The organism is Pseudomonadaceae bacterium SI-3 (genome assembly GCA_004010935.1).
Lineage (GTDB): Bacteria > Pseudomonadota > Gammaproteobacteria > Pseudomonadales > Pseudomonadaceae > Stutzerimonas.
Map to the genome: position 1 here is coordinate 3329281 of CP026511.1, position 19046 is coordinate 3348326.

At 62.4% G+C, this 19046-nt stretch carries 20 protein-coding genes; 9 read left to right on the top strand and 11 right to left on the bottom strand.

What is annotated here, in order from left to right:
* Positions 1-64 precede the first annotated feature (64 nt).
* Entirely contained in the window at positions 65-1660 is a 1596-nt protein-coding gene (locus C1896_15535; protein AZZ46188.1) for a chemotaxis protein, read from the bottom strand.
* On the opposite strand from C1896_15535, the gene C1896_15540 reads away from it, so the two are divergent.
* Both C1896_15540 and C1896_15545 read left to right on the top strand, forming a co-directional pair.
* Positions 1635-1862, top strand: a complete 228-nt coding sequence (locus tag C1896_15540) for a hypothetical protein (protein AZZ46189.1) — start codon at positions 1635-1637, stop codon at positions 1860-1862. The genes C1896_15535 and C1896_15540 overlap by 26 nt on opposite strands.
* A gap of 94 nt (positions 1863-1956) precedes the next feature.
* On the top strand, positions 1957-2328 hold the full coding sequence (locus C1896_15545; GenBank protein ID AZZ46190.1) for an STAS/SEC14 domain-containing protein: 372 nt from the start codon (positions 1957-1959) through the stop codon (positions 2326-2328).
* A 21-nt stretch (positions 2329-2349) separates the two neighbouring features.
* Here the strand turns inward: C1896_15545 and C1896_15550 are convergent, their stop codons facing one another.
* On the bottom strand, positions 2350-3204 hold the full coding sequence (locus C1896_15550) for a hypothetical protein (GenBank protein AZZ46191.1): 855 nt from the start codon (positions 3202-3204) through the stop codon (positions 2350-2352).
* A gap of 191 nt (positions 3205-3395) precedes the next feature.
* Here C1896_15550 and C1896_15555 point away from each other — a divergent pair, with 191 nt between their 5' ends.
* From C1896_15555 to C1896_15585, 7 genes are all read left to right on the top strand, one after another.
* The gene (locus C1896_15555; GenBank protein AZZ46192.1) at positions 3396-4130 is read left to right on the top strand and encodes a sulfite exporter TauE/SafE family protein; all 735 of its coding nucleotides are present in this window, start codon (positions 3396-3398) and stop codon (positions 4128-4130) included.
* A 95-nt stretch (positions 4131-4225) separates the two neighbouring features.
* Entirely contained in the window at positions 4226-4312 is an 87-nt protein-coding gene (locus tag C1896_15560) for a hypothetical protein (protein AZZ46193.1), read from the top strand.
* A 126-nt stretch (positions 4313-4438) separates the two neighbouring features.
* A complete protein-coding gene (locus tag C1896_15565) occupies positions 4439-5734 on the top strand; it encodes a mechanosensitive ion channel protein MscS (protein ID AZZ46194.1) in 1296 nt (431 codons plus the stop codon).
* A 150-nt stretch (positions 5735-5884) separates the two neighbouring features.
* A complete protein-coding gene (locus C1896_15570; protein AZZ46195.1) occupies positions 5885-7081 on the top strand; it encodes an efflux transporter periplasmic adaptor subunit in 1197 nt (398 codons plus the stop codon).
* The gene (locus C1896_15575) at positions 7078-10245 is read left to right on the top strand and encodes a hydrophobe/amphiphile efflux-1 family RND transporter (GenBank protein ID AZZ46196.1); all 3168 of its coding nucleotides are present in this window, start codon (positions 7078-7080) and stop codon (positions 10243-10245) included. The genes C1896_15570 and C1896_15575 overlap by 4 nt, the downstream gene beginning before the upstream one ends.
* Positions 10238-11716 carry an RND transporter gene (locus C1896_15580; GenBank protein AZZ46197.1) on the top strand — a complete coding sequence of 493 codons (1479 nt, stop codon included), beginning with the start codon at positions 10238-10240 and terminating at the stop codon, positions 11714-11716. Before C1896_15575 ends, C1896_15580 begins: the two co-directional genes overlap by 8 nt.
* 94 nt (positions 11717-11810) lie before the next feature.
* Entirely contained in the window at positions 11811-12290 is a 480-nt protein-coding gene (locus tag C1896_15585) for a DUF3597 domain-containing protein (protein AZZ46198.1), read from the top strand.
* A 633-nt stretch (positions 12291-12923) separates the two neighbouring features.
* Here the strand turns inward: C1896_15585 and C1896_15590 are convergent.
* From C1896_15590 to tsaB, 9 genes are all read right to left on the bottom strand, one after another.
* Positions 12924-13736, bottom strand: coding sequence for an inositol monophosphatase (locus tag C1896_15590; protein ID AZZ46199.1), 813 nt, complete (start codon positions 13734-13736; stop codon positions 12924-12926).
* Positions 13737-13888: 152 nt separating this feature from the next.
* On the bottom strand, positions 13889-14140 hold the full coding sequence (locus C1896_15595; GenBank protein ID AZZ46200.1) for a DUF2789 domain-containing protein: 252 nt from the start codon (positions 14138-14140) through the stop codon (positions 13889-13891).
* A 190-nt stretch (positions 14141-14330) separates the two neighbouring features.
* On the bottom strand, positions 14331-14591 hold the full coding sequence (locus C1896_15600) for a hypothetical protein (GenBank protein ID AZZ47697.1): 261 nt from the start codon (positions 14589-14591) through the stop codon (positions 14331-14333).
* Between the two features lie 265 nt (positions 14592-14856).
* Complete coding sequence (locus C1896_15605; protein ID AZZ46201.1) at positions 14857-15282, bottom strand: ribosomal subunit interface protein; 426 nt, start codon at positions 15280-15282, stop codon at positions 14857-14859.
* Between the two features lie 154 nt (positions 15283-15436).
* The gene (locus C1896_15610; protein AZZ46202.1) at positions 15437-16216 is read right to left on the bottom strand and encodes an SAM-dependent methyltransferase; all 780 of its coding nucleotides are present in this window, start codon (positions 16214-16216) and stop codon (positions 15437-15439) included.
* 57 nt (positions 16217-16273) lie between these two features.
* On the bottom strand, positions 16274-16966 hold the full coding sequence (locus tag C1896_15615) for an extensin (GenBank protein AZZ46203.1): 693 nt from the start codon (positions 16964-16966) through the stop codon (positions 16274-16276).
* Between the two features lie 60 nt (positions 16967-17026).
* The gene (locus C1896_15620; protein ID AZZ46204.1) at positions 17027-17902 is read right to left on the bottom strand and encodes a DUF72 domain-containing protein; all 876 of its coding nucleotides are present in this window, start codon (positions 17900-17902) and stop codon (positions 17027-17029) included.
* A gap of 17 nt (positions 17903-17919) precedes the next feature.
* Positions 17920-18279 (bottom strand): hypothetical protein, encoded by a 360-nt coding sequence (locus tag C1896_15625; protein AZZ47698.1) that lies wholly within the window; start codon positions 18277-18279, stop codon positions 17920-17922.
* Between the two features lie 61 nt (positions 18280-18340).
* On the bottom strand, positions 18341-19018 hold the full coding sequence (tsaB, locus tag C1896_15630; protein AZZ46205.1) for a tRNA (adenosine(37)-N6)-threonylcarbamoyltransferase complex dimerization subunit type 1 TsaB: 678 nt from the start codon (positions 19016-19018) through the stop codon (positions 18341-18343).
* Positions 19019-19046 lie beyond the last annotated feature (28 nt).

Below are 19046 nucleotides of genomic sequence, written 5' to 3' on the forward strand. Positions count from 1 at the left end.
TCTTTGCTACCGATGCAGAGAAGCGCCCTCCTCCAAGCAGCACCTCCCCGCTCCACCTTGATGATCACGCCTGCAGACGGAAACGCCCCGTCAACGCCTTGAGCCCGTTCATGCTCTGCATGATGGTGTTGCCTGACGCCGCCGTGTCGTGCGTGGCGCTGGCCGCCTGATCGGCCACCTGGGCGATACGGGTCAGCGACTGATTCATGTCCTCGGCAACATGCGACTGCTCCTCCGCCGCCGTCGCAATCTGGTTGGTCATGCCGCGAATGGTCTGCACCGCGCCGACAATCTGTCCCAGGGCATGTTGCGCCGCTTCGATCTGTGTAAGCGTTGTCGTGCTGCTCTGCCGTGAAGCGTCCATGGCTTCGCCGGCACGTGTAGCCTGGCTCTGAAGCCGCTCGACCAACACACTGACTTCCTTGGCTGAATCCTGCGTGCGGCTGGCCAGGCTGCGGACCTCATCTGCCACAACGGCAAAGCCGCGACCCTGCTCACCCGCGCGCGCAGCCTCGATGGCAGCGTTAAGCGCCAGCAGGTTGGTCTGCTCGGCGATGCCGCTGATCACATTGAGCACCTTGCCGATCTCGTGGCTGTCCTGCACCAGCTGCTGCATCACGCCGGCCAAGCCATCGACATGCCCGGTCAGGGCGCGAATAGCCGTAACCGATTGGTTCATCACTGCGTTACCAGCGCTGGTTTCCTGCTCGGCGACGTCGGCGGCGCTGGCCGCTTCGACAGTGCTCCGCGCGACTTCCTGCGAGGTCGCGAGCATCTCGTTCATGGCAGTGGCGACCTGATCGATCTCGGCCTGCTGACTTTCAACGTTGCGCGCACTGTCGCCCGCCAGGCTTGCCATGCGCACGCACTGACCATCAGCGTCATCGGCGGCCTGGCGCACGCCACGGATCATCTCGCCAACCTCTCCCAGCAGACGGTTGTAAGCGAGGGTGATCATGCCGATTTCGTCGTCGGCATAGCGCACCTGCATAGGCGAAGAGAAGTCGCCCTGGCTAACCTTCTCCAGCCGCTCACGGAGCTGATCGACATGCCGCATCAACCAGTTCATGCCAGCCACCCGACCGAGGACAACCAATAACAAAATGGTCAGAGTCGAACCCATCGCAACCCAGAGCTGCTGGGTCGTATTGCGGTTCACTTCAGCCGAAATCAGAGACACCACCTCGTTGGAGGCGGCGAGAATCTCATTGGCATCCGCCGCGACCGTTTTGAGGTCAGCCTGCTGGCCAGCGGCCAACAACTGTACGGCTGGACGATAGCGCTGCCATATCTGGTCGACGCGCTGCAGATGAGGCTTGGCGCTGGCCAACTCCACCGGGGCGATGCCCTGGCTACCATCACCATTGAGCAGGAGACGATGAGACTGCTCGAAGCGCTGGATGGTTTTATCCACTTCAGCCGGGCCACCGATACCCTGTGCGGCCAGCAACGCCTCTTTCATCATCTTCTGGCTGAGCATGCGCTGGGCACCGGCCATGTCGATCTGGCTGGCGTCCTTACTGGACATGAACAGCACACCGGCCGTTAGCGCCGCGCACAGAAAGATCAGGCTGTAGGAAAAGAAGAATTGCTGATTGATGGTACGCAGACCCAGCCCGCGCAAGAGAGATTGAATGACGTTCGCCAAGGTGCTGGTCATGGGGATATCCAACTGCTGGAGAGGATGCGACACAGTCGACAGAAAGGATCGCGATTACACACTTCTCGGCTGCAGCCGAGGCAACTTGATAGCCACAGACAAACTTTCGCAAAAGCCCGCCACACAAGGGTTTGAGCCGATTTTAATCGCTCATGACCGGCGGGTCAGCGCCTTGATCCAGATCACTAAAGAGGCTGGTTGAAGTAGTTTTTTTGCTCAACCGAACGCCACATAACGACTATGGTCAGGTAATGGCAGGGCTACTTGGCTGCCACCCATTTCATTGAGGACTCGTCATGTTTCATGTAACCCGCATTGGTGATAAACGCATCGACGTGGATTTCTCCGGCAAGCTCGACAGCAGCGAGATGCGCTTTGCCTTGGACGAACTGCTGCGAAAGTCAGAAGGCATCAGTCACGGCCAGATGCTCTATCGCATCGGCGACTTCGATGTTCCGACGCTGGGCGCGATGGGTGTCGAACTGGCACGAATTCCCCAACTGTTTCGCTTCATCCGCCGTTTCGATCGCTGCGCAGTGGTGTCCAGCAAGGAGTGGCTACGCAAGGCCAGCGAGATCGAGGGGGCACTGTTTCCCGGTTTGACGATCAAGGCCTTCGACGAAAACCAGAACACCGAAGCGCACAACTGGCTGGAGAGCCAGAACTGAACGCGCGCCCTCACCAGTAGCCTAGCGAGGCGTGCCAAATACCTGGGTCCAGTAGCTGCCGGCGGCGCTGGACTTATCGATCGCATAGGCCGCGCCCATCTCGGTGAAATCCGGGTTCATGATGTTGCTGCAGTGCCCAGGGCTGGCCAGCCAACCTGCCATCACCTGCTTCTCCGAGCCTTGCCCAGCCGCAATGTTTTCGCCGATCCGCTGCCAGCTATAGCCGGCACGGCTGGCGCGGTCGCTGACCTGACTGCCATCCGGAGCCCGATGGCTGAAGTAATTCTGCGCTGCCATGTCACGGCTGTGAGCGAGCGCGGCATCGCCCAGCTTGGCATTCCAGGTCAGTGCGGGAGCCGCCTTGAAGGAACGGCTGCCGCAGGTTCGCGGCTTGGACCGCGCTTCGTTGACCCGTTGCAGAATGTTCTTGCCCACCTGCTGCCAGTCCCCTAGATCAGGCGACAGCAGCGGCTGGGCCAGTAGCACCTGCCAGGTGTTGCCCTTGCGCGACACGCCGATCTCAGCGAACTCGTGACTACGTAGCGGCGCGCAATAACGCTGCTTCAACGCTTGCATGGCTGTTTTCGCGTCCGCCGGGCCTGCAACGGACATGGCCTGCAGCTTGGCCGGTCGATAGTCCGCAGCTTGCAGCGCTTTCTGCAGCTGAGCGCCGCTGGCGGCCGGCTGCACATTCAGTGCCTCGTTCGGCGCCAGAGGCCCGACAGTTTGGCCCTTGCCGTCCCCGCAACTTTCTTCCGCCTCACGGAATTCGTTTATCAAGCCAATCAATGGGTGAGGCTCCTGAGCTTGCGCCTGGCACGCCAGGCTTGTCGCCAGTACCAGCAGAACGCCAGCTGCCGCGCGGGACGGCTCCATGCATGCGGAGGCGTGAAATGGAATCGCGTTAAATGGGCTCATGGATCACCTGTCAGTCTGCGTTAAAGATGCTGACCACGATCCACTGCAAGCGATCCTCTCTCTCGCACATTGCCGCGGCCAGGCACGTGGCGAAGATGCGATGATGCACAACGAAGCCAACCCGTGACCCTGCCCGGCCGATCACACTCATGACGCTTTCTGACTTTCTGCTGTTCGCCCTGCCGGCGATCTTTCTGACCGGCCTGTCCAAAGGCGGCTTCGGTGGCGCTCTGGGCGGGATCGCCGTACCGTTGCTGGCCTTGGCAATCTCGCCGAAACAGGCCGCCGCGGTAATGCTGCCGATTCTCTGTCTGGCCGATGTGGTGGGTCTCAAGGCCTATGTCGGTCACTGGGACAAGGCGAACCTGAAAGTGATGATGCCCGGTGCGTTGATCGGTATCGCGCTGGGTTCGCTGACCTTCGGCATGCTCGACGAGCGCATGATCGGGCTGATGATGGGCGCGATTGCGGTCGGCTTCGTGCTGTTGGGCCTGCTCACCAACAACGACAAACCGCGACCGCTGCAGCGGGGTCGCGGTACGTTGCTTTCCTCGATTGCCGGTTTCACCAGTTTCGTCGCCCACGCCGGCGGGCCGCCAATCATGATGCACCTGCTGCCGCAGCAGCTGGACAAGCTGCGCTATGTGGCGACTATCAACCTGTTCTTCCTGATGACCAACGCGATCAAGCTGATTCCCTATGCCGCGCTCGGCCAGTTCAGTCGCGAAAACCTGTTGATCAGCCTGACGCTGGCACCAGTGGTGCCGTTCGGCGTCTGGGCGGGGCTCTGGTTGCACAAGCGCATCGACCACAAACTGTTTTACCGAATCGCCCGCGTGGGCATGCTTCTGGCCGGGCTGCAGCTGATCTGGAAAAGCCTCTGAATCTGCAGCGGCTACGACCGGCCGCCCGGTTTTCTGAACGTTTCGCGCGCATGCCCAGTCGGATTCAGTGAACCCAATGCAAAGGAGTCATCCTCATGCTGAAGTTTCTGGGCAGCACAGTAGGCATCATCTTTCTGATCGGTCTGTTGGTTGTGATCGGCTTGTTCGCGCTGATTTTCTAACGCCAACTGAAGACGATCGCTTTGCAACCACGGCAGCTCGGTACGCACAGCCGCACGTTGTAGATTTCATCGACAGGCCGCCGCCAACCCGGCGGCCTGTTTGTTTCCGGCCACGGCGTATCAACCATGACCCTGTCTCCTCGCCTCGTGACGGCGCTTCCCGTCCTGTTAAGAATGCTTGCCCTGCTGCCTCTGCTCTGCGCGGCCATGCTGCCGACGACCCTCGTCTGGGCTCAGGAAGGCGTCGCGACCGTACGCCTGGACGGCCGCGCCTTGTTTCGCATCGGCCCCCACGAAGAGCTTGAAGCGCGCCCGCGAGCACGGCAGATCGAACGACAATTGGCGGCTGTGCTGGAAACGCCGAAGGGCATCACGAAAGCGCGCATCGAGCCCACCGAAGCCGAGGACGACGACGGCCTGCAGATCAGCGTGGCCGGCCGCCCATTGATGGTGGTCGCACCAGCTGATGCCGAAGCCAATGGACAACCGCTCGACCGGCTCGCCCGAGACTGGGCAGCGATACTCGACCGGGCCCTGGCGACGGCGGCCAAACGCCGCGATTCGGACCGTGGACGGTTTATAACCTCGGTCCAGTCGAGCGTCGAAAATGCTTTTGCGCGCCTGCTTGAGTCAGCGATCAATATCATTCCGCGAGTACTGGCCGCGCTGCTGGTGCTGCTGCTGTTCTGGGGGCTGGCTACCGCTGTACGTGCGCTCATGAAGAAGATTGTTAGCCGTCTGGCCAACGACCTGACCGTCGAAAATCTGGTCCGGCAGGTGAGCTATTACGCGATATGGGTGCTCGGCATCATCGTTGCCGCAAGCGCCTTTGGCTTGGAACCGAGCACCCTCGCCACCGGGCTTGGCCTGACCAGCCTGGCGCTGGGTTTTGCCCTCAAGGACATCCTCTCCAACTTCGTCAGCGGCCTGCTGATCCTGACGCTGCGGCCGTTTCAGCTGGGCGACCAGATCATCATTGGTGAAACCGAAGGGAGCGTGGAGCGCATCGAACTGCGCGCCACCCAGATCCGCACCTATGACGGGCGCCGGGTACTGGTGCCCAACGCTGAGACCTTCACCTCGCGCGTCACCAACAACACAGCGGCGCCGATCCGCCGCGGCAAGGTAGTCTGCATGCTGTATTACGGCATCGATATCGACGCTATCAGCGTGGTCATGCGCGACGCCGCCCAGCAGACGCCCGGTGTGTTGGCCACTCCGCACGCCGAGGTGCTGCTCAACGATCTGGGCGAGAGTCAGCTGGTATTCGACGTCCTGTTCTGGTGCGACTCGCGCCGCTCGGATTTCGTCACCACCGCGTCGGAGGTGCGCAAGGCGCTGGTCGCCGCGCTGCGCTCGGCCGGCATAGCGCTGCCGGACCAGGCGCGACAACACATCGTGGTGCATACGCCGAAAAGCTGACCGCCCATCGCGTCGAGCATTTGCGGCAGCGTGGCCGCTATCGAGCCGAGACGGGGGATTTAACCGGAACCGTGCCCGCCACCCGCGGTCGAGTGTAGGTCAGCGCGCTATACCGCGGCGAAGACAGTACGAGACAAAAGGTCCGACTGAATGAGGCAGTTACTGCAAAACGCTGTGCTGATCAGCGCCACGGCGCTGCTCATGGCGGCCTGCTCCGACGACAAAAAAACCAAGCAAGCCGCACCGCCACCGCCACCGCCACCGCCCAAGGTGGAGGTCGTGACGGTCGATCCCAAGCCGATCCCCAACATCATCGAGCTACCAGGGCGCGTCCAGGCCATTCGCATCGCCGAGATCCGCGCGCGGGTCAACGGCATCATCCAGGAACGGCTTTACGAAGAAGGCACCGATGTCGAGGTCGGCACGCCACTGTTCCAGATCGACCCACGAGAGATGCGCGCCAACCTCAAGGCAGCCAAGGCAGCGCTAGAGCGTGCCGAAGCCACCGCGTTGAATGCCGCGCAGGACGTCAAACGCTACAAAGGCCTGGTCGCCAAACAGGCCATCAGCCAGCAGGAATACGACACCGCTCTGGCCACCTTACGCACCGCCAAAGCGGATGTATCGCAAGCCGAGGCCAACGTGCAATCGGCCGAGCTCGAATTGGAATACACCACAGTCGAGTCCCCCATCGAAGGTCGGGCTGGGCGCGCGCAGGTCACCGAAGGCGCGCTGGTCAGCGCCAGCGAGGGCACCCTGCTGACCACTGTGGAGAAGTTCGACCCGGTCTATGTGAACTTCGCCCAATCCAGCTCCGATCTCCTGCAGATCCGCGCACGGCTCGCCTCCGGCGCCCTTGAGCTGCCGGAGGGAGGCCGTGTGGAGGTCAAGCTGATCCTGGAGAATGGCCACGAATACCCGCATCCCGGCTACGTCAACTTCTACGCCATGAGCATCGACGAGAACACCGGCACCGTGGCCTTGCGCGCCGAATTCCCCAACCCGGACAGACTGCTCCTACCCGGCCAGTTCGTTCGCGGGCGCATCAATGCCGGCATCCGGCCGGATGGCGTGCTGATTCCGCAGCGTGCCGTCATGGTCAACGACCAGGCCGCGCGCGTGCTGCTCGTGGGCGAGGACGACAAGGTCGTCTCGCGTGAAATCGAGCTCGGCGAGCTCCAGGGCAGCAAATGGGTCATTCGAGAGGGGCTGAAGGCAGGCGAAGTAGTGATCGTCGAAGGCGGCGGCAGTGTCCGCAGCGGTGCTGCGGTACGGACCACGCCTTACCAACCTGAGGGCCCACCGGAAGTGCCAGAGTCCTCCATGGCGACCGAGTCCAGCCAATGACGCCGGCGTTCTTCATCCGGCGCCCGGTCTTTGCCTGGGTCATTGCGCTGGGCATCCTGCTGGGGGGCGTGTTGGCCCTGCGATCATTGCCCGTCGAGCAATACCCGAGCATTGCCCCGCCGACGCTACGCATCAGCGTGACCTACCCAGGCGCAGACGCATCGGTGCTCGAAACCAACGTCACTCAGGTGATCGAGCAGGAGCTCAATGGCGTCGAAGGCTTCCTCTATATGGACTCGTCGAGCCGCTCCAATGGCAGTGCGTCGATCGAGCTGACGTTCGAGGCCGGCACCGACATCGACATTGCCCAGATGGAGGTGCAGAACCGACTGAGCCGGGTCGAGCAACGCCTGCCGGAGGAAGTCCGGCGACAGGGTATCCAGGTCTTCCAGGCCTCGCAGGATTTCCTGCTGATCATCTCGCTGTTCTCCGAAAACGGCACCATGAGCACGCTGGAGCTTGGCCATTTCGCGACCACCCACGTCCTCGACGAGCTGCGCCGTGTGCAAGGCGTGGGTGACATCCGCGAGTTCTATACCGCCTATGCCATGCGGATATGGCTCAACCCGGATCGGCTCGCCAGCTTCGGCCTTTCCGCTGCCGACGTGCTGGCCGCGGTGCAAGAGCAGAACAGCCAGTCCGCAGGCGGGGCACTGGGCGCCCTGCCGCTGGCAGAGGGCATCGAGATCAACGCGCCGCTGGAAACCCGCGGTCGCTTCAGTACCCCGGAAGAGTTCGCCTCGATCATCCTGCGTGCCGGCCCGGACGGTTCGGCAATACGCCTGCGCGACGTCGCGCGGGTGGAGCTTGGCGCGCAGAATTACACATCACGCAGCGAGCTCAACGGCCAGCCGGCAGCGGGCCTGGCCGTGCAGCTGTCGCCGGGTGCCAATGCCCTGGATACGGCGGCGGCCGTCAAACAGCGAATGCGAGAACTGGCTGAGGGCTTTCCGGAGGACGTCTCCTGGACGGTACCGTTCGACTCGACCCCTTTTATCGCCTCGTCGATCCAGCAAGTGGTCGTCACGCTGCTCCAGGCGATGGCATTGGTGGTGCTGGTCATGCTGCTGTTCCTGCAGAACTGGCGCACCACGGTCATCCCCACCATCGTCATCCCAATCACCCTGGCCGGTACTTGCCTCGGCCTGTGGATCGCCGGGTTCTCGATCAATCTGTTGAGCCTGTTCGGCATGGTCCTGGCGATCGGCACCCTCGTGGACGATGCCATCGTGGTGGTGGAAAACGTCAAACGGATCATGGACGAAGAGCAGCTGCCGCCCTATCAGGCGACCGTCAAAGCCATGGAGCAGGTGACCGCGCCCATCATCGGCACGACCCTGGCGTTGATCGCGGTGTTCGTGCCGCTGGCGTTTTTCCCGGGCTCGACCGGCGGCATCTATCGGCAGTTTGCCGTGACACTGTCGATTGCCGTGGCCACCTCGACGGTTCTGGCGCTGGTGCTGACACCCGCGCTCTGCGCAGCGTTGCTGAAACCAAGCCAGCCGGACGATGGCAAGCCTGCACTGGGCCAGCGTATCTTCGGTCCATTCAACCGTTGGATGGAGCGCACCACTGACCACTATCACCATGCGGTCGGCGGCATGCTCGCACGGCCGATCTGGTTTCTATTGGCCTTTGTCGGCTTGCTGGCGCTGACAGCCTTTCTCTACCTGCGAATGCCCAGTGCCTTCCTACCGGACGAAGACCAAGGCTCGTTGATGACCGTCATCCAGGCCCCCGCCGGCGCGACGGTCGAGCGGACCGAAGAAGCCATCGAACAGGTCAAGGCGTTCTACGCCGATCATCCGTTGGTCGACGACGCCATTACGGTCTACGGCTTCAGCTTCTTCGGCCAGGGCCAGGCCCATGCGATGTCGTTCGTGCGACTGATCCCGTGGGAGCAACGCACCGAAGAGGGCAGCTCCGCCCAGGCATTGGTACGCGAGGCCATGGGCCGTTTTTCGAAGATCAACGAAGCCCGCGTGTTCGCCCTGAACCCGCCCTCTATTCCCGGACTGGGCGTAGCCGGCGGATTCACCTTCAAGCTCGAGGACCGCGGTGGTCTGGGCTACCAGGCACTGCTCGATGCACGAAACCAGTTGTTGGGTAAGGCGAGCGAAAGCCCGGTGTTGCAGAGCGTCCGGCCAGAAGGTGCTGACGACGCTCCGCGCCTGCGGGTCAATATCGACCGTATCAAGGCCCGAGCACTGGGTCTTTCGATCAGCGAGGTCAACGCGACACTGGCTATCGCTTTCGGCAGCGCTTATGCCAACGACTTCAACCGTGACGGTCGCGTCCTGCAGGTGCTGCTGCAGGCGGATGCGCCCTATCGCATGACGCCTCAGGATGTGCTCGACCTGAAGGTGATCAACGACGAGGGCGAAAGCGTGCCATTCGGCGCCTTTACCACTGTGGAGTGGACCGAAGGGCCGACTCAATTGCAGCGCTACAACGGCTACCCTGCCCTTACCTTGTCCGGCAGCGCCGCGCCCGGTTCGACCACCGGCGAAGCCATGACCGAAATGGAACGACTGGCAAGCGAGCTGCCCGGCGGATTCAGCTACGAATGGACCGGTGCCTCGCTGGAGGAACAGCAGGCGTCCGGGCAGGTCGGTATGCTGCTGGGGCTGTCATTGCTGGTGGTGCTGATGGTATTGGCAGCGCTGTATGAAAGCTGGACAGTGCCCATCGCGGTATTGCTGGTGGTGCCCTTCGGCGCACTGGGCGCCGTGCTGTTCGCGATGTTTCGTGACCTGCCGGCGGACGTCTATTTCAATGTCGGCCTGGTGACCATCATCGGCCTGTCGGCCAAAAACGCAATTCTCATCGTCGAGTTCGCCATCGAAGAGGAAGGCCACGGCAAGAGCCTGACCGATGCCGTGATGAACGCGGTACGTCTACGTTTCCGCCCGATCCTCATGACGTCGCTGACCTTCATCCTCGGCATGCTGCCGCTGGTGTTGTCCACCGGTGCCGGCGCGGCTGGCCGCGTCGCGGTCGGTACTGGCGTCATGGGCGGCATGATCGTCGCCACGCTGCTGGGCCTGTTCTACATCCCGCTGTTCTATCTCTCCGTCCGTCGCTGGCTGACCAAGCGTCGCCCGCCGACTGCCGAAGACAAGGCGCACCCAGCCGAGGAAGAGGAGGCGCCAGACAATGCCTAGGTTTGCGCCCTTGCTGCTGATCGGCGCCCTGACGGGCTGCCAGCTTGCGCCGTCCCATGAGCCACCGCCCTCGCCCACCGCTGCGCAGTACCCGGCGGATTATCAGCCCATGGACGGCGAGGTGTTGGCCAACGAGATCGGCTGGCGCGAGTTTCTTGAAGACCCACGCCTCGAGCTGTACATCGAAACGGCCCTGCAGCGAAATCGGGACCTGCAGATCGCCGTAGCCCGAATTGCAGAGGCCCGCGGCCAGTTCGGCGTACAAGGCGCCGACCGCTACCCGACGCTGGCCGCAACGGCCGATGCCAGCCGTGGCCGCTTTCCAACCGGTAGTGCCGGTCGCGGCTCCGCAGGCGGTGCGACCTCGGGAACATCGAGTGGCCAGATCACTGAGCAATTCTCCGTAGGGCTCGGTATCTCAGCGTTCGAACTCGATTTCTGGGGACGAGTGCGCAACCTTACCGAGGCTGCACGCGCGCAATACCTGTCGACCATCGAGGCACAGCGGGCCTTCAGACTGTCGTTGATAGCCGATGTGGCCTTGACCTACCTCGCTGTGCGTGGCGCCGAGGCGCGCATTGACTTGGCCGAAGCGACCCTGCAAAGCCGCCGCGACGGCCTGCGCATTGCCCGCGTGCGCTTCGAGGCCGGGATCACCTCGGCCTTGGATCTGAACCAGGCACAGGCGCTGCTGACCCAGGCCAAGACCGAGCTGGCCAACCTGCACCTGGTCCGAGCCGAGCAGGTCAACTACCTCACCCAGCTGATAGGGGGGCCGCTGCAACAGCCGTTGCCGGAGCCGCTACCGCTGAACGAACAGATCGAACCGCTGCGCCTGGATGCGGGGCTACCGTCGGAGCTGTTGCTGGTACGCCCGGACATTCTGGGCGCCGAGCTGGACCTGCGTGCGGCCCGCGCCAACATCGGCGTGGCAAGAGCTGCGTTCTTCCCGCAGATCTCGCTGACTGGCAGCTTCGGCTACATCTCCAACGAGCTGGACAACCTGGTCAGCCGTGACAACCGCACCTGGAGCATTGGCCCGAGCCTCTACCTCCCGTTGTTCGACTTCGGCCGCAACCGCGGCAACCTGACCGTCGCCGAGGCCCGCGAGAACGCGGCGGTGGCGCAGTACGAAAGCGCCATTGAGGCCGCCTTCCGCGAGGTAGCCGATGCACTGGCAGGCCGCCGCTGGCTCGCAGAGCAGGTTGCCGCGCAAGCGGAGAACGTCGCCACGCTACGCCGTATCGCCGACCTCGCCCGCGAACGCTACGCCGAAGGCGTGGTGAACTACCTTCAGGTGCTCGATGCAGAGCGCAACCTGTTCGATGCCGAACAGGCGTTTATTCAGGTCAAGCGTGCTCAGATTCAGAACCTGGTGAGCCTGTACATCGCGCTGGGCGGCGGTACCGAGGGTCCGTCGCCGACAGTACCAACCGATACGACGCAGCGGGCCGCGACCTCTGGTCGCTAAGGCCCGGAGCAGCGCGCTTCCCGACCTGCGGCGCCGAATCCTCGACATGTCATGGTGGTCCAAAAATCACCACGTAATGACTAGAGGAATTGAAATGGGCCTGTTCGACACGATCAAAGAAAAACTCGGCATGGGCGGCGTGAGCAACGAAGCGCACAAGCCGGTCGATCCGAACAACACGCCGAACCAGCATGCGCCGGATACCGTGGTTGATTCGGAGCGGCCGACCGCTGCACACAACGCCACCACGACACCACCCGGAACTGCGCCCAGCCCCGAAGGGGTGGCTCACTCGACGGGCCAATCAACCAGTGCTGTGGATGTTCCAGCAAAGCTCGACGCAATGGCTGCCAACCATCCAGAGCCGTTGAACTGGCGCACCTCGATCGTCGATCTGCTCAAGCTGTTGGGGCTGGACAGCAGCTTGGAATCGCGCAAGGAGCTCGCCACCGAACTGGGCTGCCCGTCAGACAAGATGGGCGATTCGGCCCAGATGAACAGCTGGCTGCATCGCACCGTGATGCACAAGCTCGCCGAACATGGCGGCACCGTTCCACCTGAACTACGTACCTGATAAAGGTGTGGGCCTCGCCGGGTGCTGGTCACTCGGCAGGCACTGATCGCCAGCAAGCTGGCTCCTACCAGAACACACGCACACCGTAGGCGCGCGAGCTTGCTCGCGAACAGCTCCAGGCACCTCGTAGCACCGTTAGCCCGCAAACCCGGATCGCCAGCAAGCTGGCTCCTACAAGAACACCGCGAACACCCGTAGGAGCGAGCTTGCTCGCGATCAACCTTCAGGCGCCTCGTAGCACCGTTAGCCTGCAAACCCGGGTCGCCGCAAAGCTGGCTCCTACAAAAACACCGAGCACACCCGTAGGAGCGAGCTTGCTCGCGATCAACCTTCAGACACTTCGTAGCACCGTTTAGCCCGCAAACCCGGGTCGCCGCAAAGCTGGCTCCTACAAAAACACCGAGCACACCCGTAGGAGCGAGCTTGCTCGCGATCAACCTTCAGACACCTCGTAGCACCTTTAGCCCGCAGACCCGGATCGCCAGCAAGCTGGCTCCTACAAAAACACGGCACACACCCGTAGGAGCGAGCTTGCTCGCGATCAACCTTCAGACACCCCGTAGCACCGAGAGCCCGCGCGCCCCAGTTTCGCCAATAACCTAGCTGCCAATGCGAGATCAGCTAACGGCACGTTCAATCGTCCAGCGATGGCCCGATCATCTCCGCCAACTGTGGATAAACGCCCGGACAGGCGACGAGATACGGATTGCCAAGCAGTAGCCCGTCGTTACGGAAGAAGTCATTGACCCGACCGCCCGCCTCCTTCACCAGCACCAGCCCCGCCATGCAGTCCCAGCTTTTCAGCTCGGTCTCGTAGTAACCGAGCAGCCGCCCCGCTGCCACGTAGGCGGTCATCAGCGCGCCGGAGCCATTGCGGAAGAACATGCCACCTTCGGCCAACAGCTTTTCCATGAACGGAATGAAGTGCTCTTTCCCGCGAGGATGAAAGGTGCCAGTTGCGGTCACGCCTTGGCCGACGTGGGTCGCCGCGCTGACTTTCAATGGGGTGTCGTTGACGAAGGCGCCCTTACTCAAGCAACCATGAAACAGTTCATTGTGGTTGGGGTCGGCAATCGCACCGAGGTGCGGCTCACCGTCAATCAGCAGGCCGATCGACACGCACCAGTTATGCAGGCCGTTGACGAAGCAGGCAGTGCCATCGATCGGGTCGATGACCCAGACGCAGCGGGCGCCCAGATCGGCCGAACCGCTTTCTTCCCCCAGGAATCCGTCCTCGGGAAAAAGCTGGGTCAGTCGCTCGCGGATAAAGGCTTCGATCTGCTTGTCGGCAATGCTGACCACATCCTGCAGGTCGTCGCCTTTGTGTTCGATGGTCAGTGCCTCGCGCTTGCGGTAGAAGTCCATGCCAAGCTGCGCGGCCTCGAGGGCAAGGGCTTTGGCGCCGGCATAGCGCGCGTCGATATCGAGCAATTGCTGGGAAGTCATGTCCGTCCTGTGAAGCGGATGCGCGGTAGTCGCGCGGAAAGGCGGATTCTAGTCAATCGATCGCGATGGGCATACAGAGCGCCTTGGCTCACTGGCACGCCAAGGCGTTGTCCACCTGACCTGACCGGCCAGGCGGAGCCGCCCGCTCCGACTCAGGGCAATTCTTCGCCCTGCTCGTGCAGGCGCACGTTGAGTTCATCGACCACTGGCGCCCATTCGGCGTCGTCCATCAACAGCTCCTTGAGAAAGGAGCCCTGCGCTTCGCTCCAGAATGGCGCCTCGGAGACTTTCATATGATTGGGAATCGGGCGGTGGCTGGCGATGAATGCATCGATGCTGGCCGGGTCCGACGGCAGGCCGAGCTGTTCGAAAAGTGTACCGAGATCTTTGTTAGGTAATTCCATGAGCGGGCTCCATCAGGCTATGCAGAAAAATTCGACCGCCTCGCTGGCGATCCCTGTTCTAGATAGAGACGATGGAGTACCGCACAGTTCAACCCGAAGCCGGCAAGGAGCCAAAGCCAGCGCTTTGTGGGTATCACGAGGGAGTCAAAAAACCCGCCGCAGCCAATGGGCTGCGACAGGTTACAAAGGGTCAGGCAGCCCTATCGAACAGCTGCCGTCCCTGATCGAGGCACTGATCGACCAGCCACTTGCCATGGGCGATGGATGCCCGCTGTGCCTGTTCGAGTTCCGCCATAAAGGCGTGCCCAACCGGAAGCGCCATGCGCCGGGTTGTCTGCCCCTGGGAATTGCTGATACGGCACCCGCCGGCCCAAGGGGTCGGTGTGCCGGGATGTTCCATTACCTCCGCGGTAATGACGTGATCACGGTACTCACACTGCATCATGGTCATGGTGTCACCTCGCCTGCTGGTGGCACGGGTTAGCCACTGGAGCTCGCCTACGTGCCTGATGATCCCCCTTTTCGTCATCCAATTGCCGCACATTCCCGAGCGCGCTACGGCGGCCCGGCATCCAATGCAGCTCCATGGGGTATAGCACAGGAACGAGCGCTCAGAGGCCCGGCCATCGGATCGACGGGGTCATGTGAGAACAGATGGCGAGGTGTAGCGAGGGGGCAGGCTTCGCGGGGCGATGCCTGCCTGTTGCGAGAGGACGTTAGGTATCAGAGCTGCGCAGCTGCTCGTCGGCAAGGAAGTCTTCTTCCAGCAAGGCGTCGCGACCTTCCACTTCCAGGGTCTCGCCTTCCAGGGGAGTCGGCGCCGAGGCGCGCTTGCTGCGCAGCTTACCGAACTGGTGACTCAGCGCGTTGTTAAGCTTGTCGATGGCACCATCGACCGCCAGCTCAAGCGAGGCTGCTTTGTGCGTAACGGAAACGGGTTGTTGGCCCTTCGGCCGTGCCTCGATCTGGCAGCGCTTGTCCTGCGCGCCGGCCTTCACGCCGTTCTCGTCGTTCAGGTGCACCACGACGCGGGTGACTTCATCGTCGAATCGATCCAGCTTGTCGGCAACACTGCCACTGACCCAATCTACGAGACGGGCGCTGCCTTCGATGTGGTTATCGCTATGAACTTGGATCTGCATATGCTCTTCCTTCTACGCGATCTGGTAACCACCGTTCAGCCACAAACGGCCTGATCTAGGAATGCCACTATTGCGCAGAATAAGCAAGGCCAAGAAAGTCGCGTTTCGCTTGTGATCATCGGCCTGATGCAGCCGGATCGTTACGAGACGTAAATCAGCTGCCGGACGCCAGTTTCTTCTTCGGGTAGATATCGTAACGGCTCGATTTGCCCTCCAGGCTGTAGCCCGGATTTCGCCCGTCGATGGCCGGCGCCTTGCGTGGCCGCTTCACCACCACCCGGTGACTGGCCAGCGCCAGCGCCTGTTCGAGCAAGACGCCCGCATCCAGATCATCACCAACAAAAGGCCGGAACAGGCGCATCTCCTTTTTCACCAGTGCGCTTTTTTCCCGGTGCGGAAACATCGGATCGAGATAGACGACCTGCGGCGGTTCGCCCTGCCAGTGCCCCATCAATTCGATGGCGTTGCCCTGCTGCAAACGCATGCATTCGACGATGGGCCGCACCTCGGCATCATCACGACCACGCCTCAGACCGTCTTCCAACAGTGCGGCAATCAGCGGCTGCCGCTCGAATAGCACCATTTCGCAGCCCAATGTCGCCAGCACGAACGCATCGCGCCCCAGGCCAGCCGTCGCGTCCAAGACGCTGGGACGGATGCCGGACTGGATGCCAACCGCCTTGGCGATCATCTGCCCGCTGCCCCCGCCGAACTGCCGACGATGCGCAGCACCGCCTTCGACGAAATCCACCCGCACCGGCCCTGGCGCGTTCGGCCCGAGCAACTGCAGCTGCAGACCGTCTTCCCCAAGCTGGAGCGCGAACTCCGCGTCGTCCGCTCGTATCGGCAAGCCCAGCCGCACCGCCCAGACGTCAGCCTCTTCGGCGAATCGAGGAGCGAGGGCTTCGACGCGAACCAACGGAGAAGAGGTCATAGGGAAACTCGGGGTCGGAAAAACGGCGCATTTTGCCAGAGGCGACGCCGGGCTGCCTCAGCGGCACATGCCGAAACCGCCCATATCCACATGAAAATGATCGTGATGGGCAGCGTTGTACTCAGGGCTCAGGGTGATCTTGAACGCATCACAGGCGGCTGCCTTGACCTCGCGGAGAAAGCGCGCCTTATCGTCGTCGCCGTTCCAGTCCCGCGCAACGGTAATGCGCGTGCCATCTTCCAGGCGAAACCCGGCCAGATCCAGCGCATTGGCCGAGGCGTGCTGACTGCGCCTGTTGCTTCGCGCAATGTTGCGGCAGGCGAAGCTGCCGAAATGATCGACTCGCGCAACCGGCTGACCGAAGATCCGCTGTGCTGCAGGCTGCAAACCATGTCGTTCAAACATCGCATACGCCGCGGCCAGAGGACAGGTGGCCAGAAACGCGCCGTTGAAGCGAACTGCCGAACCGCTGACGCGAACAGCGTTCTCGACCGGGCAGCCAGGTTGCGGCGTGCTGTCGGGCACGGCCACGTAGTCTAGGTCGGACGTTTTCAAAGCCTGTTCACACAATGCACGATTCTGCTGCAGCCGTTGCAGTTTGTAGGAGGTCAGCAGGTTCGGCGCCTCGCGGATGTCCAAAGGTGCCCAAGGATTCCACTTCGCCGGGACATCGACGTGCCCGCGCCACACCGCGTAGGCAAACCCAGCCACTGCGACGAGTAGCAGCAGAAAGAAACGGCCAAATGTCATAGCCGTTTCGGCAACGTCGGGACGTGAAGGTTGCAGCGCTGGCGATTGCGGTCTGTGCTGTTAGCGTTCCTCAGCCACGCCGAGCAGGGAGAGCTGCGACTCGGTTTGCATGGGCGGCGCGGTCAGCGGTGGCAAGCCGGGTAGCCGCTCGCTGAGCTGCTCATGGAAGCGCATGGCCAGCTCGGGCGCCAGGCGATTGTCTGGGGTATGCAAGTAGACGTGTGGGCGCTTCCCTGCTTCGATCCATTCCGCGACCTTGCCTAGCCAAGGCGCCATGAAGCGGTCATTGGCCTCCAATGCCGGATGCCCGACGAAGCGAAGCTGCGGAGACTCGCTGAACGCCGCCGGCCGCACCGGCAGCCGTGGCTTCTTGCTCTGGGCATGCAGCAGAGCCGGATCGCTGGACTGGCAGCTGAACAGCGCGCGCGTGTCCATGCAGATTCGTTCGACACCCCGCTCATGCAGCAACCGGTTCAGCGCCCGCTCCTCCTCACCCTTGGCAAAAAAGGCACTATGGCGCACCTCCACGGCAAGCGGTCTGTCTAGCGTCTCGATCAACTGCGCCAGCTCTGCCAGCCGAGCAGGGCCGAACGAAGCAGGCAGCTGCAGCCAGAATGGCGTCACCCGCGCGCCAAGCGGTGCCAACAAGGTGCGGAACGACCGGATCAGATCTTCGACTTCGTACAGGTTCGGCGCCTGACTGATCTCGCGAGGCAGCTTGGCGCAGAAGCGGAAACCCTCTGGCATCAGCGCTGCCCACCGCTCGATCTTCTGCACCGAAGGCCAGGCATAAAGTGTGGTATTGCCCTCGACCGTGTTGAATACGGAGCAATAGCGCGCAAGGTATTCACTGGCGGGCAAGCCCGGCGGATAGAGCGAGCCACGCCAGGCGGCATCGTTCCAGGAGGGACAGCCGAGAAAATAGGGAAGATTCAAACGCGGTTCACTACGCCTCAGGCATAGAGGTCGAGGCCGAGCACTTCGTGAGCGTCCAGGTCAGCCGTGAAGCTGGCGGTGGTGCCATAGCTCTGCAACGCCTGGGTGGCGCGGCTGGTAAGCGGTCGCTCCATCATGGCTTCGAAGCGCGCCGGCATAAAATCACCGGAGATAACCGAACCGTAGTCAGTCGACTCGCTTTTATTGCGTCGTGCGAGGTGTTCGTAGGTGGCATCGGCTTGGCTAGCCGGTGTAACGATGGACTCGCGTGCCTGCTCCGCAGCCCTTTCGCTTTCGCGATAAGGGACCGGCGCACTGCCAGGGTGGGCAGGACGTTCAATGGGATAGGCAGAGGGGGCGAGACCGTTAAGGCGCATCATTCACCTGTTCAAGTTCGCCGACTCTAGCGAGCCGCTCCGTAATTGGCAATGCCGCTTGTCACCGAGGGGCCTTGGGAGTGGCGACATTGTCACGCAGGTAGATCGGCTGGGCCTGATCGGCTTCCACCGCTTCCCCACGCTGCCAGGCAAAGCCGGCCAACGTAAGCAGATCCAAAGCATGCGGTAGCAGGGTCGCGTCGCTCGCAGAGGGCTGAACGGCGAGACGCGCGCCATAACCCCAGCCCGTACCCGTACCGAACCATTGCCCTTCGCTTCCACGGGGAAGGCTGACCTGTTCCGGTGGCAACACCGCCTCGCTGCCGGCCAGCTGCATTTCACCCTGCTGCGCCCGATAGCAACCCCAGTAGACCTCGTCCATGCGCGCGTCGATCGCCACCGCCACCTGCTCCGCACCCTGTTCGCGGTAAGCGCGCTGGGCGATGGTTGCCAGCGTCGAGACTGGCAGCACCGGCCGCTCCAGGGCGAACGCCAGGCCCTGCACCACACCAACGGCAATACGCACCCCGGTAAAAGCGCCGGGACCACGTCCGAATGCCAGGGCGTCTACTGCCGACAGCGCGATGCCCGCCTCGCTCAGGAGCGTCTGGATCATGGGTAGAAGACGCTGGGCATGCAGCCGCGGAATCACCTCATAATGGCTCAGCACCTGACCGTCATGCAGCAGCGCGACGGAGCAGGCTTCGGTGGCGGTATCCAGGGCCAGCAGCGTGGTCATCAGATGTTCCGGTCAGCAGGAAAAAGAG